This is a genomic window from Nonomuraea sp. B19D2 (assembly GCF_040137845.1).
GTDB lineage: Bacteria > Actinomycetota > Actinomycetes > Streptosporangiales > Streptosporangiaceae > Nonomuraea.
The window spans coordinates 236,090-256,238 of record NZ_JBEFAK010000006.1 but is presented as its reverse complement, the minus strand read 5'-3'; the positions used below and the strand labels follow the sequence as shown (position 1 = coordinate 256,238).

Sequence of the window (20,149 nt, the reverse complement as noted above, 5' to 3'; positions counted from 1 at the left end):
TGTGAGATGAGGAAGTCACGCGTGTTGACGCTGCTCGTGGTCTGCGGGCTGGCGGCGCTGATCGTCCACCAATGGCCGGACATCCGGCGGTATCTCAAGATGGAACGAATGTAGGGCAGCATGCATGAGATCGGGATGTGCGAGGGCCTCGTCGAGCTGATCCAGCAGCAGGCGGGAGGCAGGCGGGTCACGGCCGCCCGGGTACGCATCGGCGCCCGGCACGCCGTCCTGGACGACGCCTTCGACCAGGCGTTCACGATGGCCGCGGCCGGCACGGCCGCGGAGGACGCCGCCGTGGAGCTCGTCATCACGCCGATGACAGTGCGCTGCGAGACCTGCGGCAGCCTCTCCGAGTCCGTGGACGCGCTGGCCGTCTGCCCGGTCTGCGGCGGTGACGACGTCGACATCAGTGGCGGCGACGAGCTGGTCCTGGAGTCCGTCACCTTCGGTGAGGAGGTGCCCGGTGTGTCTCGGCATCCCCGGTGAGCTCGTCGAGCGCGTTCCCGAGCACGACGACCTGGCCGTGGTGGACGTCAGCGGCGTGCGCCGGCGGATCAACATCGGCCTGCTCGCCGACGAGCGGCTCGGGCCGGGCGACTGGGTGCTCGTGCACGTCGGGTTCGCACTGTCCAAGATCTCCGAGAAGGAGGCGCAGGCCGTGCTCGACTACCTGCAGGGGCTCGGGCAACCGTACGCGGACGAGCTCGACGCGCTGCGCGACTCGGACATCGCGTGAGATCGGTTGAGGGGGGCCTCTGATGCGGTTCGTCGATGAGTACCGCGACGCGGACCGGGCACGGGCGCTCGCCGCGCAGATCGCCGCGCGCTGCCGGCCGGGCCACCGGTACACGTTCATGGAGGTGTGCGGCGGCCACACGCACACGATCTACAAGCACGGCCTGGAAGACCATCTGCCGCCTGAGGTGAACCTCGTGCACGGGCCGGGCTGCCCGGTCTGCGTGATCCCGATGGGCAGGGTGGACGACGCCATCCACATCGCCCGCCAGCCGGACGTGATCATGACGTCGTTCGGCGACATGATGCGGGTGCCCGGCGGGGCCGGCTCGTTCCTGGATGCCAAGGCGGCGGGGGCCGACATCCGGATGGTGTACTCGCCGCTGGACGCGCTCAAGATCGCGCGGGCCAACCCGGACCGCAGGGTCGTGTTCATGGCGATCGGGTTCGAGACCACCGCGCCCTCCACGGCCATGACCGTGCTGCGGGCCGCGGAGGAGGGTCTGGCCAACTTCTCCGTCTTCTGCAACCACGTCATGATCATTCCTGCGGTCAAGGCCATCCTCGACTCGCCGGACCTGCGGCTCGACGGCTTCATCGGTCCCGGCCACGTCTCGGCGGTGATCGGCTGCGAGCCGTACGAGTTCATCGCCCGCGACTACGGCAAGCCGCTGGTGGTCGCCGGGTTCGAGCCGCTGGACATCCTCGCTTCCGTGCACATGCTGCTCGCCCAGCTCGCCGAGGGCCGCTGCGAGGTGGAGAACCAGTACGCCCGCGTGGTGCCCTGGCACGGCAACCACATCGCGCTGTCGGCCATCGGCCGGGTGATGCGGCTGCGACCGCACTTCGAGTGGCGCGGGCTCGGGTTCATCGCGCACTCCGCACTCGCCATGGCGGACGAGTACGCCGCCTTCGACGCCGAGCGGATCTTCGAGCTGCCCGGCGTGCGCGTGGCCGACCCCAAGTCGTGCCAGTGCGGCGAGGTGCTCAAGGGCGTGCTCAAGCCGTGGGAGTGCAAGGTGTTCGGCACCGCGTGCACGCCGGAGACGCCGATCGGCACCTGCATGGTGTCCTCTGAAGGCGCCTGCGCCGCGTACTACAACTTCGGTCGTTTCAGCCGGGAGCAGATGCGCGCGGCGGCTCGCGAGCCGCTGGCGGAGGAGGCGAGCCGGGCATGAGCCGCGAACAGCAGGTTCTCGACCGCATCGAGCGCATACGGCGGCGCAAGCCCGTCATCAGGGAGGAACTCATCACCCTGGCGCACGGCGCCGGTGGCAAGGCCACGCAGACCCTGATCGAGGCCGTCTTCCTGGAGGCGTTCCGCAACCCGCTGCTCGCCCCCTTGGACGACGGCGCGCTCCTGCGGCTCGGGGACGCGCGAACGGCCTTCACCACCGACTCCTACGTGGTGTCGCCGCTGTTCTTCCCCGGCGGCGACATCGGCGACCTGGCCGTCAACGGCACCGTGAACGACCTGGCCATGTGCGGGGCCCGGCCGGTCCACCTGTCGGCGGGCTTCATTCTGGAGGAGGGCTTCCCCGTCGCCGACCTGCGGCGCATCACCGCCTCGATGGCCGCGGCCGCGGCGGCGGCCGACGTGACGATCGTCACCGGCGACACCAAGGTCGTCCAGCGCGGCAAGGCCGACGGCTGCTACATCACCACGGCCGGGGTCGGCCTCCTCGAACAGCCGGTCACGCTGTCGGCCGCGCGTGCGCAGCCAGGTGACGCCGTCATCGTGTCGGGCCCGATCGGCGAGCACGGCGCCGCCATCATGCTGGCCAGGGACGACTTCGGCATCGAGGCTCCCATCACGTCCGACACGGCCCCGCTGCACGGGATCGTCTCCGAGCTGCTGAAGGCGCTGCCGGAGCACGTCAGGGCGCTGAGAGACGCCACCCGGGGAGGGGTGGCCACGGTGCTCAACGAGGTGGCCCGCGCCTCGGAGGTGGCCGTCGTGCTGCAGGAGGATCAGATCCCGGTACGGCCGGAGGTCACCGGCGTGTGCGAGCTCCTCGGCCTCGACCCGCTCTACGTGGCCTGCGAGGGCCGCTTCGTGACGGTGGTGGACGGCGCGCACGCCGGTCCGGCACTCGAGACGCTGCGTGCCCACCCGCTGGGCGCCGACGCCGCGATCATCGGGACCGTCACCGACGCGCCACCCGGCCTGGTCCTGCTCCGCACCGCCTTCGGCGGCACCAGGGTGGTCGACGTGCTGGTGGGCGATCCGCTACCCCGCATCTGCTGAGGACCGCTACTTCGCACGTGCAGAGACGCTTGTTACCCCGCATGTGCTGAGACCAGCTCGGCCAGCACGTGGTAGAGCGTCGCCTGCGCCTCCTGGATGCGGTGCACCGACGACGACGGGATGACGAACAGGTGCTCGGCCAGCCGCTCCTCCGCCATACGCCCGCCTCCTGAGCCGGCGAAGCCGATCGTCACCATCCCCTGGCTCTGGGCCTGGGCCAGCCCGTGCAGCACGTTCGCCGAACCGCCGCTGGTGGACAGGGCGCAGGCGATGTCGCCCTCGCCGCCGAGCGCGGCGAGCTGGCGCGCGAACACCACCTCGAAGCCGATGTCGTTGCCGAGTGCCGTGACAAGCGCCGAGTCGCAGGCCAGCGACACCGCGGGCAGCCCACGGCCGGTGAACAGCGCCGCCACCGACTGGGCGTCCGTGCTGCTGCCGCCGTTGCCGAACGTGAACAGCCGCCCGCCGCCGCGGAATGCGGCGGCCACCGCCGCGGCGCACGCGACCAGCGGCGCCTCCATCTCGTCGAGCACCCGCCGCCGCAACTCCAGGCTCTCCAGGGCCTTCTCGGCGGTGGACACCGCCAGGTCCAGCGGGTCGCGCCGCAGGAACGGATAGAGCGTCTCCGTCATTGCCCGTCCCTTCCGATCACGGCGATCGCCTCCCCCGCGTGCACCAGCACGACATCGCCGACCTGGGCGTCCACCAGCGCCACGCTGATCTCCTCCGTCCCGGCGCCGGTGTCGGCCCGTGCCAGCCCCGCGGGCAGCAGGCCGACGACCCGCACCTGTACGGCGACATCGCCGCACGTCACGCAGGAGTCACATTCGTCCCCGGTCACGCGGCGGCCTCCTGGAACACATGGACCAGCTCCCACAGCAGGTGGTACATCGTGATGTGGATCTCCCGCGCGACCAGCGGATCCTCGCTCCGCGCCGGCAGCACGTGATCGGCTTGCGCGCACGCCTCGTTCGCCGTCAGGGCGATGGTCAGCATGCCGAGCTCGCGAGCGGCGGCGAAATCGCCGGCGGCGGGCCGGATCCCGACGGCGATGTCCTGGGGCCGTCCCAGCACCGGCAGCAGGGAAGGATCGGCGCCCAGGCAGAGCGCGGGCAGCGCGCGTTTGCCCACGATCACGGGGTGGGTGAACTCCACCGCCACGTGCGCCGCGTCCGCGGCCGCCGCTGCCCGGCCGAACGCCAGCAGCCGGCCTCCTCGCCCGAACCGCCCGGACATGTCGCAGGCGGCCTCGATGACGGCGCCGACGTCTTCCACCAGCGCCATACCCGCGACGTCACGGACCCGGTCGAGCACTTTCGACATCCCGTCTTCCTCGGATGCACGACATCGCCCATTCCACCGTGGGCCGGCCCAGATGATGGGGATTTCGCCGCCACCGATTCGGCAAGGTCCCGGCAAGATTCACCCCGTCGACGCGGTTCTCACCCACGGTGCCCGGCACCGGGCCGGGCTTCACCAGGTGACGGGAAGCTCGTAGACGCCGTAGACCGCGCCGTCGTGCTTGAACGGGATCTGGTCCAGGTCGGTCGCCAGGCTCAGGGCGGGGATGCGCCGGTTGAGGGTGCTGTAGGCGACCTGCAACTCCAGGCGGGCCAGGGGCTGGCCGAGACACTGGTGCACGCCGAAGCCGAAGGCCACGTGGCGGCGGGCGTCGCGGCGGATGTCCAGCTCGTCCGGGTTTCCGGGGAAGGCCGCGGGGTCGCGGTTGCCGATGTCGTTGGCCAGGATGATCCCCTCGCCCGCCCGGATGGTCTGGCCGGCGATCTCGATGTCCTCCAGCGCGACGCGGCGGCGCCCGTTGTGGGTGATGTTGAGGTAGCGCAGCAGTTCCTCCACCGCCCCCGCGATGAGCTTGGGGTCGTCGCTCTCGCGCAGCATGGCCAGCTGGCCGGGATTCCGCAGCAGGGCGAGCGTGCCGAGCGCGATCATGTTCGCGGTGGTCTCGTGCCCGGCGATCAGCAGGAGCACGCCCATCTGGGCGGCCTCCTGCCGGGTCAGATCGCCGGACCTGACCCGATCGGCCACTCTCGACAGCAGGTCGTCGGCCGGCTCGGCGAGTTTCCTGCCCACCAGGCCGTCCAGGTACTGGGCCAGCCGCCCACCGGCGGCGGCCCGCTCCTCGGGTGTCGCGGTGCGCTTGATGATGGTCTTGCTGTTGTCCTGGAAGAAGTCGTGGTCGGCGTACGGCACGCCGAGCAGCTCGCAGATCACCAGCGAGGGCACCGGCAGCGCGAACGCCTCGACCAGGTCCACCGGCTTCGGCCCGGCCAGCATGCCGTCGATCATGTCGTCCACGATCTTCTGCACGGCCGGGCGCATGGACTCCACCCGCCTGACGGTGAACGCCGCCTGCACCATGCGGCGCCCCTCGGTGAGGACGTGGCGAGCCGTCCCGCGCGAGATTTCCCACGGACTTGCCTGCCCTGCGATAGTCCCGGCGGGACACTGTGCCGGTATCGGCGTGTGGGAGACTAGATCGCTTTCTGGTGCGAGATGGGCGTCTGGAGTGTTTGTGGGGGGCGTACTGCGGATTTCGCGGCCCAATGCGCGGTTCCAACAGTGGGAGGCGCTGCTGCGGAACCAGAACAAGCGGCAGCGGGCGGGGGAATTTCTGGTGCAGGGGGTCCGGCCGATCAGCCTGGCGGTGGAGCGGGGCTGGCCGGTGCGGGCGCTGATCTACGACGCCGAGCGGCCGCTGTCGCGGTGGGCGGCCGGGATGCTGGAGCGGGCCGGGGGCGAGCGGGTGGCCATGGCCGCTGATCTGTTGCACCAGCTGAGCGGCAAGGAGCAGGAGGTTCCCGAGCTGGTGGCGGTGGTCGAGTTGCCCGCCGACGACCTGTCACGGATTCCGGTGGGGCCGTCGTTTCTTGGGGTGGTGTTCGACCGGCCGTCGGGGCCGGGCAACATCGGCACGATGGTGCGATCGGTGGATGCGTTCGGTGGTGCCGGCCTGATCATCACCGGGCATGCCGCCGATCCGTACGATCCCAAGGCGGTGCGTGCCTCCACCGGATCGCTGATGGCGGTGCCGGTGGTCCGGGTGCGTTCGCACCGGGAGGTGCTGGCGTGGGCGCAGCAGTGGCGCCCGGCAGGCCGCCCGCTGACCGTGGTCGGCGCCGACGAGAACGGCACCGCTGATTTCGCCGAGGTGGACCTGACCGGCCCGACGTTGCTGGTGATCGGGAACGAGACGTCCGGGCTGAGCGCGGGCTGGCGGGAGGACTGCGACACGACGGCGCGGATCCCGATCGGTGGTGCGGCCAGTTCGCTGAATGCCGCCAGCGCCGCCACGGTGGCCCTGTACGAGGCCACCCGTCAGCGCGGCAGCCGACCTTAAGGGGAGCCGGTGGTCTACCGCTATGCCCTTACCCGGGAGAACCAGGAGGATCTGGCCAGCGGCGGAGTGCTGTATTCGGCTCCGGGGTTTCCCGCCTTCCCGGTGCGGTTGGCCAGCGAGATGTTCCAGCGCGCTCTGGCGCTGCGGGAAGGCCGCCCCGCCATGGTGTGGGATCCGTGCTGCGGCAGCGGTTACCTGCTGACCGTGCTGGCTTTCCTGCACCGCCCCCAGATCACCAGGGTGCTGGGTACCGACCTCGATCCTGCGGCGCTGCAGCTGACGCGACAGAACCTCGGCCTGCTGAGCGGGGACGGCCTGGCCGCCCGGTCCGCCGAGCTGCAGGAGCGGGCCGAACGCTGGGACAAGCCCTCCTACGCCGCGGCGGCCCAGGCGGCCCGGCGGCTTGCACGCAGGCTGGCGACCCAGGACGGTGATGTCCCGCATGCAGCGGACCAGGCCGATGTGTTCGATCCCGACCAGCTGCGCCGGGCGCTCGATGGTCGCCGCCCCGGTCTGGTGATCACCGATGTCCCCTACGGCGAACAGACCGCCTGGCGTGGACCCCACGGCACGGCCGGGATCGCCGGCATGCTGCGGGCCCTGGAAACGGTGCTCGCCGACGACGCCGTGATCGCGGTCGCGGTCCGCGGCCGCAAGGTGCCGCTGGATGACGGCCCCCGCCCCAGCGCCTCGTTCAAGATCGGCACCAGGGCCGTGGCCCTGTTCGGTCCCCGAACCTGACGGGCCGGTGTTGGTCCTATCCCTGGCCGCACACACCTCGACGAACTTCTCGCCCGCCGCGAGGAGCGGGTCTGAGCGGCCTGGATCAGGCGTACTTCTGCACCCACACGGTGACCGTGTGGGCCTTGGGGCTGAGTTCAACGACGGCACGGAACTTGCCTGGCCGCCCGTTCTTGACCCTGACTCGGTGGTACATCTTTCCGCCGACGCAGAGGCCGCTGGTGCTCCCGCCCGCGGTTAGCCAGAAGCCGTGGCGGTTGAACTGGAACTTCGCTTTTGCCCGCGTGCCGTCGCCGCCGTTCCAGCATCGGACGACGATCTGCAGGACCTTGGTCCTGTCCCACCGGGTCCCGCTGGTCACCTTGTTGGTCTTTCCGTTGGCGTACCAGATGGTTTTCCAGCGGGCCTGAGCTGATACTTCGCCTGAGTCAGTCCCCAGGGGACCCTCCACCTCGGGCAGGGAAGAATCCGGGGCGTCGGAGACCGGCGTGGGCGTGGGCTCGGAGCCGACAGCGTAGGCCGCCGTGGGGGCGAGAAGGCCCGTGGCGAGTGCGCCGGCGACCATAGTGGTGCGAAGATGTCTCATCGTGCTTCCTCTCAGTTCGTCGCCCTGGAAACGGGACAGTCCAGCTCCTTCCAGTGTTCGGTCAGGAGCCCTCGCGCACATCTGCCGCGACGCTGATTCCCGCATCTGCCTCAAGGCATAGCCGGGATAGGCGGGCAGAACGAGGCGCGCGGCGGTGTCGAGGTGCCATCAGTGGCAGGTCTTCTGGTAGGCCAGCTCTGGGATGTGTTCCTGCCACTCGGCCGGGGACAGGCCGCCGTCCCGCTGGCAGATCACGGCGATGGCGGTGCCGGGATCGACGGTGATCTCGCGCAATGCGCCGTCGGCGGATGAGACGAGGAGAGCGGTCCGGTTGAATGCCACGGCCGGCGCGGACTGGGCGTTGAAGCTGATCGGTGCGGCGATCCGCTGATATCCCCGCCAGTCCCATAGCTGGATGCCTAGCTCGCCTTCGCCGGCGACGGTGGCGAGTAGCCCGCCCTGCGGGTAAGGGACAAGAGCGTTGATCGATGCCGTGTGCGCGATCTGCGGCGGGGCCAGTTGCCTGCGCAACTCCCTGTCCCAGAACGTCAAACGCCCGTCGACGTCGCCGACCGCGGCCCTGTTCTCGATGAAGAGGATCTCTCCTTCGGCGCGGGCATCGGTTGGGTGCCGACTTATCTCTCCAGTGGCTGTATCGACCAGGATTCGTCCCTGCGCAGATACGTCCACGAACAACCGGCGCCCGTCCGGCTCGAAGATCAAAATCCCGGATCCCGCGCCGGAGACGGTCCGGATCCATCTCCGGGCTCGCACGTCCCACAGCTCCAGGTCGGAAATCGCCTCTTTGTCATCTGGGTTCGGGCTGAGCGCGAGCGGGACGAACGCAACGGTTCTGCCGTCGGGCGAGAAGGTCAAGTACATGACTCCGGTGGCTCCCTGGCTCTGGACGCGGAATGCGCCGATGTTGCGGCCGTTCGTGGCGTCCCACAGGGTCACCACGGGGGAGGCGGGGTGGGTGAGCGCAAGCGTGCGCCCATCGGGGCTGAACACCGGGGAGTACGGCGTCTCCGAAAGGTCGTCTTCCGGGAGATCGTCGACGGGCAGCAGGCCGCTCACGAGTTTCCGCGCGGCTACATCCCAGATGCCCACCTCATGCCTGCCTTTTCGGTAGTTCGACACCACCAGGAAGCGGCCGTCAGGACTGAACAGCCGCTCGCCGCCTCCCGGAGCGAGCACCTCGGGGCGAGTGTAGGGGGAGATGTCCAGGACGTTCACCGTGCCGAAGTCGCCGATCACCCGGAGAACCCGGGCGTCCGGCGAGATACGAGGACCGGGTGCCCAAAGCTCGGAGGAAAGTGGGGAACTCATCAGCAGTGTGCCGTCGTCTACCCGCCACAGAGTCACCCACCCCCCATCCCGCGTCCCGGCCAGGAACCGGCCGTCGGGGCTGAACTCCACGCGTTCTGAAGGCGGAAGCAGCGGGCGTAGGACCTCCTTGCCCGAGGAGATTTCCCACAGCCGGATGCCGTCCTTGGTGGAGACGGCCAGGCGCCTGCCGTCTGGAGTGAACACGCCTTCTATGGCAGTTTTCGGTAGCCAGGGGGCCTGGAGTGGCTTGCGCTTCTCGAGGTCCCACAGCTCCACTCGCCGTCTCCAGCTCGCTCCAATGCCGAGGGACAGCACGGTGGTCGTCGATTCATCGGCTTCCACTGGGATGACCAGGGCCAGCCGGCCGTCCGGGCTGATGGCACTGACCGGCTCTTTGAGCACGCGTGTCCCGTCCGCGACACTCCAGACTTCGTTCATGTTCGTCTCATCGCGGACCAAGATGAGGAAGCGCCCGTCCGGACTGAACTCCGTAGGAACGAGCTGGGGGAATGCCACGCCGAGATCCGTCAGGCGTGCGCCGTCGACGGCCCACAACCGTGTGCCGCCACCGTCGCCCACCGCCACCGTGCGGCCGTCAGGACTCCACACCAGTTTGAAGATCTGTTGTCCCCTCCATGTCGCGCTCGCGATCTCCTTCTTCGTGGCCAGGTCAAGCACGCGCAGGGCGGCCGGCTGGCCCGCGGTGGCGGGTGTGTAGACGGCCAGTTTGGTGCCGTCCACGCTGAGCCCATGCACCAGGTCCGTGGTGTCGTAGGGGGCGGTGACGACGTCGACCAAGGGGAGCGCCATCGAGTTGATCAGCTCGCTCCTGGCCTCGGGGACCTGGGCGATCCGCCAGGCCGCGGCGCTCAATCGGCGCGCCAGCTTCGGATCGCTCAACCGCAGGGCATCCGCGCGCCGGGCGGCCAGCTGGGCCGTCGCCTCCTCCAGCCGATCGTCGGCCAGGCCGGCCTGCCGGACGGCGACTCCCGCCGCGACCATGGAGGCGACCAGCAGGATCACCAGAGCGGCCGAGACGGCGACCCGCCTGCGGGAGGTGCGCCGGGCCAGTGCCGAGCTCGCCTGAACGAAGTTCCGTTCCAGGGGCGTGAGGTCGTCGCGGTTCGACGGCTCGATGAACAGCTTGTCGGCGACGGCCAGGCGGGTGCCCCGGTAGAGCAGCCCAGAGTCCCGGCCGTGCGCCTCCCACGTTTCGGCCGCCTCGGTCAACTGCCGATGCGCGCGCAGGCGATCGCGTCCTTCGTCCACCCATCCACGCAGTCGCGGCCACGACTCGATCAAGGCCTCGTGCGCGAGCTCCACGGTGTCCTGATGCAGCGTGAGCAGCCTGGCCCCGGCCAACTGCTCGATGACCAGCGCGGTGTCCGCATCCCCGTACGGGTCCAGCTCCGCCCGGGCGGCCGGACGGCGGGTGTCCTGCGCCTGCTCACCCGGCTGGATCAGCCTGAGCAGGATCCGCCGGGCGATCCTCGCCTGTGCCGGCGACAGGCCCGCATAGAGCGCCTCCGCGGTATGACTGATCGCCCCCTGAACCCTGCCCACGCTCTCGTAGGCGTCCAAGGTCAGCATCTTGCCCGTACGGCGGCGCCAGACCTCCCGCAGGGCGTGCGACATCAGGGGAAGCGCCCCCGGCTCGTCGGCGACGTCGGCGACGATCTCGGCCGTCAGCGCCCGCTCCACCGTCAAGCCCTCGGCCATGGCCGGCCGGACGATCGCTTCCCTGAGCTCTTCCGGTTGCATCGGCCCCACCAGCAGGTTCGCCTCGCGCAGGGCTGCGGTGAGCTCGCGGTGCTCGGCGCATCGCCCGTAGAAGTCGGCGCGCACCGCTATGACCACCTTCATCCGGCTCTGCTCTTGCCGCGCGCTGAGCAGCAGGTCGATGAACTGCCCACGCTCGCGCTGGTCCTGGCAGAGCGTGAAAACCTCCTCGAACTGGTCGACCACGATCAGCGCGTCGGAGTCGCCCTCGCCCGCAAGGAGCCGGTCGGCGTGCCGCATCGGGTGCTCCCCCGGCGTGAGTACCAGGCTCTGCCCCAAGGATTCGCCCGAGGGTGTCGTCTCCCCACGCTCCGCAGGCACCAGCCCGGCACGCAACAGGGACGACTTACCGCTGCCCGAAGGGCCGAACACCGCGGCGAAACGATGCCGGCCAAGCAGCTCGTGCAATTCCTCGACGAGCCGCTCCCGCCCGAAGAAACGACCGGAATCATGGGTGTCGTACGGGGCCAGGCCCAGGTACGGCCCGGCGGCCCCGTCATTGTCCGCCCTCTCACGGGCCAGTTCATGAGCGACCTGCTGCCAGCGGCGCTCCCACTCGGAGACGTCTCCGCCGCATGTTTCCACGAAGGCCAGGACGACGGGCAGCGAAGCCAGCCGCTCACCTGCCGCCGCCTGCGACAGCGTGGTGACCGAATAGCCCGCGCGCTTGGCCATGGCCCGGTAGGTGAGGCCGCCCGCTTCCTGGCGCAGCTTGCGTAACTCGGAGGCAAAGCGTTGAACCGGCCCCGCTGCCGGGTCCACCGGACTTTCGCGACGGCCCACCACCGTTACGTGAGTCCCTTCTCTGCAGGAGAGGGGCCATTCGTCGAGAAAAGCATTGTTTGCCTGCCTGATCAGGGGTGCCGAACAATCTTGTCGCCACGATCCTGGTGCCACAGGCTTCGGCGGGCAAGCGGTCACGAGACCGCTCGCGGCTGGGAACCGCCGTGAGCCGGCGCACGCACGCGCGACCCGTTCCGCCCGAGAAAGGACATCCATGCGTACGAGTTCCAAGAGCGCCGCCGTGGTCATGACCGCCCTGACCCTGCTCTCCCTGACGCCCACCGCCTCCGCACAAGCCACTGTGGCCGCCGCCGGGCCTGGCCGGGCGTACGTCAACGGCGCGACCGGCATGTGTCTGGCCGTGGGCCGGGGAGAGGTGAAGGCGGCCAAGCCGGTGATCCAGTGGCCCTGTAACGGAAGCAAGGCCCAGCGCTGGATCCTCCAGCCCGACCACCGGCTCATGAACGCCAAGACCGGGCTGTGCCTGGCCATCGGGCGCGGTGTGAAGAAGAAGGGCAAGGTCGCGATCCAGTGGCCCTGCACGGACGGCGGACTGGCGCAGGAGTGGATCTACAACGAGAGGAAGCTGCAGCGGTTCCAGAACCGGGCCACCGAGATGTGCCTCGCCATCGGGAGCGGCGAGAAGCGCAAGGGTAAGAAGGCGATCCAGTGGCCTTGCAAGATCACCTCCGAGCAGGCATGGCTCCAGCGATGACCGTTTCCGCGCAGCTCCTCCGTACGGCCCCCTAGGGCGCACTTGACCGGTGACGAGCAAGGGAAGAAACAGATGGCCAACAGCTCACACGGGGAACTCGAATCAGGCAGCCGCACAGCCTCACAGGCCCTGGCGGACTACTTGGCGGAATGGTCGCTGCAGACCGGGATCACGGTGGAGATATGGGCTCTGCCTAAACAACCGCTTCCCACCGTGATCACCGAGATCGTCCATGGCACCATCCGTGATGTCCTGCAGGAGGTGGAACGGCAGGCATCGACCCGTACCGTCGCCATCGCCCTCACCGTGGCCCCCAGCGGGCTGCGCTTGACCGTCAGCCATGACGACTCCGGGATGTCGGCGGAGGTGCTGGAGGCCCGTCTACGCAGCCGGCGGGCCGAATTCGCCGGACTGGGCGGCCGCCTCACCGTCAATGGCGTACGAGGAGAAGGCACCACGATAAGCGCCGCCGTTCCCCTGGGAAAGACGTCTCCATCCCCGAGCTAGCCATCTTCAAGGTGCCGCCGGCATCTTCACGCCGGGAGGCCCACATGACCAGATCGATCAGGAATCGAGAAGCGCCGACCGGAAGCCGTACCTAACGTGACGGGCCTGGGGGTGTTCGTCCGCAGAGGAGGTCTCCGATGAACTGGAACAAGTGGGTTCGGCGGATCCACCGCTGGCTGTCCGTTGCCTTTACGGTGACCGTAATCATCAGCATCGTCAGCGTGCTGCAGGAGGAGCCTGCCGTCTGGGTGTTCTACCTGCCACTGCCCCCGCTCGTCTTGCAGCTGTTCACTGGTCTGTACTTGTTCGTGTTGCCGTATGCCACCAAGTGGCGCAGCGGGCGACGCACTGTTCGCCAGCAATGACCCGGGCGCTTTGTGACACCCACGGTCGGTGGCACACGTCACATCACCGCGCTGTCACAGGGAGCTGGTCGCCGGCATCTTCATGTTCGTCCGGACGCCGCGCGAACGATCCGCGCGGCAGGCAACTCCACGAATGAGGACGAAGTCATGGAACCCCGCATGAATCTGAACAGCAACGAACTCGGCGCCAAGCTCGGCAAGCGGTTCTACAACGTCAGCCTGGCGATCGAGCAGTCGACGCTGCCCAAGCCCACCCAGAACCTGGTGATGCTGCGTGCCAGCCAGATCAACGGCTGCGGCTTCTGCGTCGACTACCACTCCAAGGACGCCACGGCCGCCGGGGAAAGCGCGGTCCGGCTCAACCTGGTCGCCGCCTGGCGCGAGACCACCGTGTTCACCGAGGCCGAGCGGGCCGCGCTGGCCCTCGCCGAGGAGGGCACCCGGCTCGCCGACGCCCACCAAGGGGTGTCCGACGAGACCTGGGCTCAGGTGCGCAAGCACTACGACGACGATCAGATCGCCGCGCTTGTCTACCTTGTCGCCATGATCAACGCGGCCAACCGGCTCGGCGTGATCGTACGCAACCAGGGGGGCTCCTACGAGCCCGGCATGTTCGCCAGCCTGTCGAACTGAACGGCAGTCGGTCCCGGGCGGGATCCCGCCGCACTGACCTGCCTTGTCGCCGTGATCATGCGGGCCGACATGAGAGCGGCCTCTCCCGGGCGGGAAACCCGGGGAGGCCGCTGGTGAGTGAGGTCAGATGCTGATGCGGCCCGCGCCCGCGCCGCCGGTCACGATCGACTTGACGTTGGACGGGGTGTCCAGGCTGTAGGAGTACGGGATCGAGCCGACACTGCCGCCGGTGCTGCCGCTGCCGGAGTTCACGAAGTGGTTGTTGCGGGCGACGAGGTTGCCCGCGGGAGAGCTGCCCTCGCCCCGGTGGAACGGGTCCTCTGTGTTCTCGAAGTAGTTGCCCTCGACGAGGACGCCCGCCTCGCACGTGGACGCCACACCGTAGTCGCCGATGTTGCCGTAGTAGTTGTTGTACACGTGCACCGGGTTGCCGAAGCGTACCCGTGGGTGGCGCTGGTTGGTGCCGTCGAACCAGTTGTGGTGGTAGGTCACCCTCAGCCGGCCGCGGTCCTCGCCGCCGTTGCTGTCGCTGTGCCCGAGCAGCATGGTCTTGTCGTGGCTCGAGAACCTGTTCCAGGAGACGGTGACGTAGTCACTGGCGCGCTTGATGTCCAGCGCCCCGTCGTAGCCGTTGCTGAAGGAGTTGTGGTCGATCCACACCCGCGTGGAGTACTGGACGTTGATGCCGTCGTCGTTCCAGTTGCGGAAGGTGAGGTTGCGGATGATGACGTTGGACGCGTTGGAGACGTTGAAGCCGCAGCCGGAGATCACCGCGCCGGAGTTGCCGATGACGGTCTTGTTCGAGGCCACGCGGAGCATGCCGGAGCAGGAGATCGTCCCCGACACCCTGATCACCGCGGCGGAACCGGATGACAGCGCGCTGGACAGGGCAGAGGACGAGTTCACCGTCGTCGTGCCTGCGCTGCCGCCGCCCGTCGTGCCGCCGCCTTGGGTAGCCCACCCGATCGGGGCGGTGTCGGCCGCCGACGCCGGCTGCGCGGTCATGGCCAGCCCGGCCACCCCGGTGATCGCGGCGGTAAGGCCGCTGATCAGTTTGGAGGTGCGTTGCATCTCTGTACTCCTCCCGTGCTCGCAGGTCGTTTCCCGTTCACACTTGTGAACGCCACACACATGAGCGAACGACCGTAACGGTAGGAAAGCGCTTTCCCCACGTCAATGCCACAGAGGGGCGCCGCACCAACCCAAAAGGCATCGCCGCTGGCCAACGGCTAACAGCGCCGCTTTCTCTCGGTGAAACTTTCATGTCGGGCACCGGTTGGGATGCCGAATCGGAAATTTACGATCTCCGGCAGTGTGGACAAGCGTGTCCGTCGGCGCGGAAGCTTGCCCGGCTGCGATGTTGGTGCTCCAGGTCTACTCCGTCATGGGAGCGCCAGCATGATCGATCTCCGCTTCGTGGGACCCAGCCGCCCCGCCAACGACTACAAATTCGTCGAGGTGACCGACGGAGACACCCCGAAGATCGAGATGTCGATCCGCATGGTGTCGATCGACACCCCGGAAAGCCACTACGGCGGCAACCCGCCGACCGCCCAAGCCGCGCTCGAACGCACCAAGGCCCGCCTGCAGGACGGCACGTACGACGATCTCCCCCAGCACCTGCGCGACTACCTCATCTCGCGCATCACCCCCGACGCCGCCCTGCACCACCAGACCGCCGGCCAGCTGGCGGCCGAGGCGCACAAGGCCATGGTCAAGACCCGGCTGACCCGCCGGGACGGAACTCAGCGCAAGATGGCGGTCGTCGCCACCGGCGAGTTGGTCGAGGGCAACGGGCGCCTGCTGGCCTACACGGCGCCGTGGTTCTCAGGCGCCGCATCCGATCCACTGCCGCCGCGCGGCGATCCCCAGCGGCGTACGTTCAACCTCGACATGGTGGCGCTCGGCTGGGCCGCCACCTTCGTGATCTACCCGTCCATCCCGCCCGTCTTCGACCTCAACCTGCTGCTCAACGAGGCAGAGGTGGCATGGCGCGAGCAGCGCGGCGCCTGGGGGCACTTCGGCCCGGACCTGCTGCTGGGTTACGAGTACCGCGCCTGCGTCAAGCTCGGCGCCCAGCGCCTGGAGGACCCCGCGGACGCGATCAAGGATGCCTACCAGCGCGTGTGCGTGGACCTGCGTACCCTGACCGAGGTCGGCCTGTACGGATACCACGAGGTCCCGCCGCCGCACCGGTTGTGGATCTGGGCCAAGGACCTGGCCCAGGCCCGCAGGGACATGCCCATCAAGCACTGACCCGCGTGGTTCCCGACCTCTCTCACCCCTGACCGGGGTCCCGGTCAGCCCGCTGAGCGGATGATTCCGAGGGCCTCCTCGACGCGGTCCGCGTGGGTGCGGAAGCTGAGCACGCACAGGCGCAGGAAGAACCTGCCGTCGAGGGTGGTGCTGCTCAGGTACACGCGCCGGCTGGAGTTGATCTCGGCCAGGAACCGCCGGTTGTCCTCGTCCGTGCCGCGGAGCCGGAAGAGCACCACCGTCAGGTCCGGCTGCCACGGCACCTCGAAGCGCGGGTCGTCGGCGAGGTGGCGGTGGAGGTACGCAGCGAGGTCGAGTTTCTCGTCCAGCTCCCGTTCGAAGGCCCGTACGCCGTGCAGGTGCAGGGGCAGCCACAGGCGCAGCCCGCGGAACTCCCGGGTCAGCTCCACCCCGAGGTGCCCGAAGTCGGGCAGATCGTCCATCGGGCGTCGTCACCGGACCAGGTCAGGGGCTCAACCGGGATCGGCAGACGGCTGCTCGATCGGGAACTGGATCGGGCTGATCAGGTATTGCGTGCGCCCTGGCGCGGGAGGATTGTCCAGGACGGGCAGGATCGCGCGGCGCATCTGAGCGATCAGCTCAAGGAGCTCGTCCCGGCTGAGCCAGACGGCGTGCTGGCGGTATCCGACGAGGTCCGCCGCCGGGTCCGCCTGCTCCTTGTCCAGATAGGCGTTGAACTCGGCGAGCAGGGCGGCCATCGCCACGGCGAACCCGCGCCGGTGATCCTCGGTCGTCATCGACTCGGCGCTGCCGGCGTCGATCGTGGCCCGGTCCTGGTGCAGCCGGTAGAGGCGCTCCACCGCGCCACGCACCCGCCGCTCCTCGGCCACCTCCAGGATCCCCCCGCCGGCCAGCAGCTCGATGTGCCGGTAGACGGTGGCCTTCGAGACGTCAGGGAGGCGAGCGCACAGCTCGGAGGTGGTCAGCATCCGGCCGCCGCGCATCGCGTGCACGATGCGCAACCGTACGGGATGCCCCAGAAGCTCCAACGGGTCCATGTTCCAACGATCTCATGATGTGCTACCTTTCTCAAAAATCGAGAAAGGTATGTGGGATGGCGACGGATCCGGCGGTGGCCGCCACGACGGTGGTCGAGATGGCGCGCGACGGGCGCTTCACGGAAATCGAGGGCCTGTTCGCGGCGCCGCTGCGGGCACAGGTGTCCGCTGAGGCGCTGCGGGCCGCCTGGGCCGCCGAGACCAGCGTGAAAGGGCCTGTCTCCGCTGTCGGCGAGCCGGTGAGCGAGCCGATCCAGGCGGGGCTGGTCCGGGTGAGTGTCCCGGTGACGTGCGAGCACGGGGGTTTCACGGTCGTCATGTCGGTTGACGACACCGGCCTGCTGAACGGGCTGCGGTTCGCGCCCGCGGACATCGCGGAGTGGGCGCCGCCGTCTTACGCCCGTCCGGAGACGTTCGACGAGTACGAGGTCACCGTCGGCGCCGGCCCGCTGGCCGTGCCGGGGACGTTGGGCCTGCCGCGCGGCGGCGGCCCGCGGCCCGGCGTGGTGCTGCTCAGCGGCGGCGGACCGTTCGACCGGGACGCCACCAGCGGGGCGAACAAGCCGCTCAAGGACCTGGCCTGGGGGCTGGCCAGCCGAGGTGTGGCAGTGCTGCGGTACGACAAGGTGACCCACGTCCATGCCATGGCGGACGACTTCACGATGGCCGACGAGTACGTCCCGCACACGGTGGCCGCCGTCCACCTGCTCCAGCGCCGGCCGGACGTGGACGCGGCGCGGGTCTTCGTCCTCGGCCACAGCATGGGCGGCAAGGCGGCCCCGCGGGTCGCGGCCGCCGAGCCGTCCGTGGCCGGTCTGGTGATCCTGGCCGGTGACGCCCAGCCGATGCACCAGGCCGCCGTCCGCGTGGTCCGCTACCTCGCCGCGCTGGACCCCGCTGCCAAGGCGGCCCTCGAGACCATCGAACGTCAGGCCGCCGTGGTCGCCGGTCCCGACCTGTCACCCGTCACGCCCTCGACGGAGTTGCCGTTCGGCTTCTCCGGCTCGTACTGGCTGGACATGCGTGGCTACGACCCCGTCGCGACCGCGGCCGCGCTGGACAGGCCGATGCTGATACTCCAGGGCGCCCGCGACTACCAGGTGACCGTCGAGGACGATCTCGCGCGGTGGAAGGCGGGGCTCGCGCACCGGTCCGACGTCACGTTCCGCGTCTACGAAGCCGACAACCACCTGTTCTTCCCCGGCGCGGGTCCCTCCGGCCCGGCGGAGTACGAGCCTGCCCAGCACGTCGACCCGGCCGTCGTCGCGGACATCGCGGAGTGGATCGCCCCCTAGAGACCAGGGCAGGGCCGCGGCCAGGTCCTTGGGAGGCCGGCCTTCACGTCCTCCCACTCGCCGTCGGTGAGGCGCCTCCTGAGCCGTCCTGCTTGGCCTCGGCCAGCTGGGCGCACTGTTGCGCGTAGCCGATGAACGCGCCGCGCCGCCGGTACTCCCGGCGCTGTTCCAGTGCTGTGTTCCACACGCTGCGGCAGATCCCTGCCACCTTCTCGGCGATCAGAACCTGGCCGAAGTCGAACTCCAGCCGGTACCTGCGCCCCGCCAACACGTGCGAAACACCTCCCCCAGCGGTCCCTCCGCTCACAGCGACTCGAACACATTATCGTCCGATCTATGAGTCAGGAAGCGGAATACCGACGTGGCAGACACGTAGTTTCAGCGATGCACGTCCATCTGGTCTTCGTCACTAAATACCGCAGGAACGTCTTCGACGACGCGATGCTGCGTCGCTGCGAGGAAATCATGGTCGAGGTGTGCGACAGCTTCGAGGCCGAGCTCCGCGAGTTCAACGGCGAACACGACCACGTCCACCTGCTGGTGCACTACCCGCCCAAGATGGCCGTCTCCAAACTGGTCAACAGCCTCAAAGGCGTGTCCTCGTACTACCTGCGCCGCGAATTCCCCGGCCGCGTCAACCCCGCCACCATGCGCGGCCACTTCTGGTCGCCCTCATACTTCGCCGCCTCCTGCGGCGGCGCACCCCTCGACATCATCAAGCAGTACATCGAACAGCAGCGCCGACCCGCCTAACCACTTTCAGGTTCTGGGTCGCGCTACGCGCTCCAGGCCACGCCCTCCTGTGGCTCTCGAGTCAACCCCCGCAGCCGCAGCTGCGCCTCGGGACAAGGGCCGCCACCCCGGCCTCGACCCTGGCCGGTGGCTCGGCGGGCGTGCCTGGGGAGAGCAGCAGGTCCACGGCGCGTTCGGCCATGGCCAGGAGCGGCTGCTCGGTGACCGTCAGCGCGGGGGCGGTGTAGGCGCTCTCCGGGGTCCCGTCGAGACTGATCAGGGCGAGCCGGTCGGGGACGGGAAGGCCGCAGGCCCAGGCACCGGACAGGACGCCGATGGCCTGCTCGTCGGTGGCCGCGATCAAGGCGCGCGGCATGGCGCCCTCCGAGACGAGACGGCGGGTCAGGGCGTCCGCCGCGGCACGCGAGTAGGAGCAGCGCAGGAGCACGGGGGCGGGGTCCCCGGCGACGGCCGCGTCCCAGGCCTCCCGCCGCACCCCCACGGGCCCGTCGTCGTGCGGGCCCGCCAGGAAGGCGATGCTCCGGTGCCCGTGCTCACGCAGGTGCGCGACCGCCGCCCGCACGGCCCCCTCGTTGTCGGCCGCCACCACTGGGGCGCGCCCGCCCGCGGGGCCGTTGTGGACGTACACGGCGGGCACGCCTGCCGCCTCGGCCGGCGCCGCCGCGTCGCCGGCGGTGTCCGGTGAGACGATCACCAGCCCGTCGACCTGGGCGGCCAGGAAACGTTCGACGAGATGCCGCTGTCGCTCCGCCGAGAACCCCGCGTTGCCCACCAGCGTGAGCCGCTCGCGCCACTCGAGCGCCTGCTCGACGAACCTGGCCAGGGCGCCGAAGTACGGGTTGGACGCGTCGGCCAGCACCAGGCCCACCACCCCCGTGGTGCGGGAGCGCAGCGCGCGGGCGATGCGGTTGGGGCGGTAGCCGAGCTCGGCCGCCGCGGCCAGCACGCGTTCGCGAGTGGCGGCGGCCACGGGACGGGGGCCGTTGTTCATCACATAGCTGACCACCGCCGTCGAGGTCCCCGCTCTGCGGGCCACGTCAGCCAGAG

25 protein-coding genes are annotated in these 20,149 nt (G+C 69.4%); 14 read left to right on the top strand and 11 right to left on the bottom strand.

Annotated features, from left to right (window positions below; all coding sequences use genetic code 11):
- Window positions 1-6: 6 nt before the first annotated feature.
- From ABN273_RS59450 to hypE, 5 genes are read left to right on the top strand one after another with little or no spacing between them, the layout of a single operon-like run.
- Entirely contained in the window at window positions 7-114 is a 108-nt protein-coding gene (locus ABN273_RS59450; RefSeq protein WP_502911018.1) for a DUF6893 family small protein, read from the top strand.
- A 6-nt stretch (window positions 115-120) separates the two neighbouring features.
- Window positions 121-486 carry a hydrogenase maturation nickel metallochaperone HypA/HybF gene (locus ABN273_RS14315; RefSeq protein ID WP_349449238.1) on the top strand — a complete coding sequence of 122 codons (366 nt, stop codon included), beginning with the start codon at window positions 121-123 and terminating at the stop codon, window positions 484-486.
- Window positions 464-736: a HypC/HybG/HupF family hydrogenase formation chaperone gene (locus ABN273_RS14310; protein WP_349449237.1), complete on the top strand. Its 273-nt coding sequence runs from the start codon at window positions 464-466 to the stop codon at window positions 734-736. Before ABN273_RS14315 ends, ABN273_RS14310 begins: the two co-directional genes overlap by 23 nt.
- Window positions 737-758: 22 nt before the next feature.
- Window positions 759-1,913 (top strand): hydrogenase formation protein HypD, encoded by a 1,155-nt coding sequence (gene hypD / locus ABN273_RS14305; protein ID WP_349449236.1) that lies wholly within the window; start codon window positions 759-761, stop codon window positions 1,911-1,913.
- Window positions 1,910-2,983 carry a hydrogenase expression/formation protein HypE gene (hypE, locus tag ABN273_RS14300; RefSeq protein WP_349449235.1) on the top strand — a complete coding sequence of 358 codons (1,074 nt, stop codon included), beginning with the start codon at window positions 1,910-1,912 and terminating at the stop codon, window positions 2,981-2,983. Before hypD ends, hypE begins: the two co-directional genes overlap by 4 nt.
- Before the next feature lie 32 nt (window positions 2,984-3,015).
- Here the strand turns inward: hypE and ABN273_RS14295 are convergent, their stop codons facing one another.
- The 4 genes from ABN273_RS14295 to ABN273_RS14280 form a co-directional block, all read right to left on the bottom strand.
- Complete coding sequence (locus ABN273_RS14295) at window positions 3,016-3,615, bottom strand: D-sedoheptulose-7-phosphate isomerase (protein WP_349449234.1); 600 nt, start codon at window positions 3,613-3,615, stop codon at window positions 3,016-3,018.
- Complete coding sequence (locus ABN273_RS14290; RefSeq protein ID WP_349449233.1) at window positions 3,612-3,824, bottom strand: HypC/HybG/HupF family hydrogenase formation chaperone; 213 nt, start codon at window positions 3,822-3,824, stop codon at window positions 3,612-3,614. The genes ABN273_RS14295 and ABN273_RS14290 overlap by 4 nt, the downstream gene beginning before the upstream one ends.
- Complete coding sequence (locus ABN273_RS14285) at window positions 3,821-4,306, bottom strand: phosphoheptose isomerase (protein ID WP_349449232.1); 486 nt, start codon at window positions 4,304-4,306, stop codon at window positions 3,821-3,823. The genes ABN273_RS14290 and ABN273_RS14285 overlap by 4 nt, the downstream gene beginning before the upstream one ends.
- Before the next feature lie 150 nt (window positions 4,307-4,456).
- Window positions 4,457-5,362, bottom strand: coding sequence for a cytochrome P450 (locus ABN273_RS14280; RefSeq protein ID WP_349449231.1), 906 nt, complete (start codon window positions 5,360-5,362; stop codon window positions 4,457-4,459).
- 154 nt (window positions 5,363-5,516) lie between these two features.
- On the opposite strand from ABN273_RS14280, the gene ABN273_RS14275 reads away from it, so the two are divergent.
- Both ABN273_RS14275 and ABN273_RS14270 read left to right on the top strand, forming a co-directional pair.
- A complete protein-coding gene (locus ABN273_RS14275) occupies window positions 5,517-6,341 on the top strand; it encodes a TrmH family RNA methyltransferase (RefSeq protein WP_349449230.1) in 825 nt (274 codons plus the stop codon).
- 9 nt (window positions 6,342-6,350) lie between these two features.
- Window positions 6,351-7,082 (top strand): rRNA methyltransferase, encoded by a 732-nt coding sequence (locus ABN273_RS14270; RefSeq protein ID WP_349449229.1) that lies wholly within the window; start codon window positions 6,351-6,353, stop codon window positions 7,080-7,082.
- An 85-nt stretch (window positions 7,083-7,167) separates the two neighbouring features.
- Here the strand turns inward: ABN273_RS14270 and ABN273_RS14265 are convergent, their stop codons facing one another.
- Both ABN273_RS14265 and ABN273_RS14260 read right to left on the bottom strand, forming a co-directional pair.
- Window positions 7,168-7,668, bottom strand: coding sequence for a hypothetical protein (locus ABN273_RS14265; RefSeq protein ID WP_349449228.1), 501 nt, complete (start codon window positions 7,666-7,668; stop codon window positions 7,168-7,170).
- 168 nt (window positions 7,669-7,836) lie between these two features.
- Window positions 7,837-11,559 carry an nSTAND1 domain-containing NTPase gene (locus ABN273_RS14260; RefSeq protein ID WP_349449227.1) on the bottom strand — a complete coding sequence of 1,241 codons (3,723 nt, stop codon included), beginning with the start codon at window positions 11,557-11,559 and terminating at the stop codon, window positions 7,837-7,839.
- A 214-nt stretch (window positions 11,560-11,773) separates the two neighbouring features.
- On the opposite strand from ABN273_RS14260, the gene ABN273_RS14255 reads away from it, so the two are divergent.
- The 4 genes from ABN273_RS14255 to ABN273_RS14240 all read left to right on the top strand — a co-directional run bounded on the left by ABN273_RS14255 (window position 11,774) and on the right by ABN273_RS14240 (window position 13,779).
- Window positions 11,774-12,274, top strand: a complete 501-nt coding sequence (locus ABN273_RS14255) for an RICIN domain-containing protein (RefSeq protein WP_349449226.1) — start codon at window positions 11,774-11,776, stop codon at window positions 12,272-12,274.
- Between the two features lie 42 nt (window positions 12,275-12,316).
- Complete coding sequence (locus tag ABN273_RS14250; RefSeq protein WP_349449225.1) at window positions 12,317-12,781, top strand: sensor histidine kinase; 465 nt, start codon at window positions 12,317-12,319, stop codon at window positions 12,779-12,781.
- A 137-nt stretch (window positions 12,782-12,918) separates the two neighbouring features.
- Entirely contained in the window at window positions 12,919-13,146 is a 228-nt protein-coding gene (locus ABN273_RS14245; RefSeq protein WP_349449224.1) for a hypothetical protein, read from the top strand.
- A gap of 159 nt (window positions 13,147-13,305) precedes the next feature.
- Window positions 13,306-13,779 (top strand): carboxymuconolactone decarboxylase family protein, encoded by a 474-nt coding sequence (locus tag ABN273_RS14240; RefSeq protein ID WP_349449223.1) that lies wholly within the window; start codon window positions 13,306-13,308, stop codon window positions 13,777-13,779.
- 123 nt (window positions 13,780-13,902) lie between these two features.
- On the opposite strand, the gene ABN273_RS14235 is transcribed toward ABN273_RS14240, so the two are convergent.
- The gene (locus ABN273_RS14235) at window positions 13,903-14,850 is read right to left on the bottom strand and encodes a pectate lyase family protein (protein ID WP_349449222.1); all 948 of its coding nucleotides are present in this window, start codon (window positions 14,848-14,850) and stop codon (window positions 13,903-13,905) included.
- A gap of 327 nt (window positions 14,851-15,177) precedes the next feature.
- Between ABN273_RS14235 and ABN273_RS14230 the strand changes: the two genes are divergently transcribed.
- Window positions 15,178-16,035: a hypothetical protein gene (locus tag ABN273_RS14230; protein WP_349449221.1), complete on the top strand. Its 858-nt coding sequence runs from the start codon at window positions 15,178-15,180 to the stop codon at window positions 16,033-16,035.
- A 44-nt stretch (window positions 16,036-16,079) separates the two neighbouring features.
- On the opposite strand, the gene ABN273_RS14225 is transcribed toward ABN273_RS14230, so the two are convergent.
- Entirely contained in the window at window positions 16,080-16,478 is a 399-nt protein-coding gene (locus tag ABN273_RS14225) for a pyridoxal-dependent decarboxylase (protein ID WP_349449220.1), read from the bottom strand.
- Between the two features lie 30 nt (window positions 16,479-16,508).
- Complete coding sequence (locus ABN273_RS14220; RefSeq protein ID WP_349449219.1) at window positions 16,509-17,054, bottom strand: helix-turn-helix domain-containing protein; 546 nt, start codon at window positions 17,052-17,054, stop codon at window positions 16,509-16,511.
- A 56-nt stretch (window positions 17,055-17,110) separates the two neighbouring features.
- Here ABN273_RS14220 and ABN273_RS14215 point away from each other — a divergent pair, with 56 nt between their 5' ends.
- Entirely contained in the window at window positions 17,111-18,349 is a 1,239-nt protein-coding gene (locus ABN273_RS14215) for an alpha/beta hydrolase family protein (protein ID WP_349449218.1), read from the top strand.
- Window positions 18,350-18,392: 43 nt separating this feature from the next.
- Here ABN273_RS14215 and ABN273_RS14210 read toward each other — a convergent pair whose 3' ends face one another.
- Entirely contained in the window at window positions 18,393-18,620 is a 228-nt protein-coding gene (locus tag ABN273_RS14210; protein ID WP_349449217.1) for a helix-turn-helix domain-containing protein, read from the bottom strand.
- A 65-nt stretch (window positions 18,621-18,685) separates the two neighbouring features.
- Between ABN273_RS14210 and tnpA the strand changes: the two genes are divergently transcribed.
- Window positions 18,686-19,102, top strand: a complete 417-nt coding sequence (gene tnpA, locus ABN273_RS14205; protein ID WP_349449216.1) for an IS200/IS605 family transposase — start codon at window positions 18,686-18,688, stop codon at window positions 19,100-19,102.
- A gap of 61 nt (window positions 19,103-19,163) precedes the next feature.
- On the opposite strand, the gene ABN273_RS14200 is transcribed toward tnpA, so the two are convergent.
- Window positions 19,164-20,138, bottom strand: a complete 975-nt coding sequence (locus tag ABN273_RS14200; RefSeq protein ID WP_349449215.1) for a LacI family DNA-binding transcriptional regulator — start codon at window positions 20,136-20,138, stop codon at window positions 19,164-19,166.
- Window positions 20,139-20,149 lie beyond the last annotated feature (11 nt).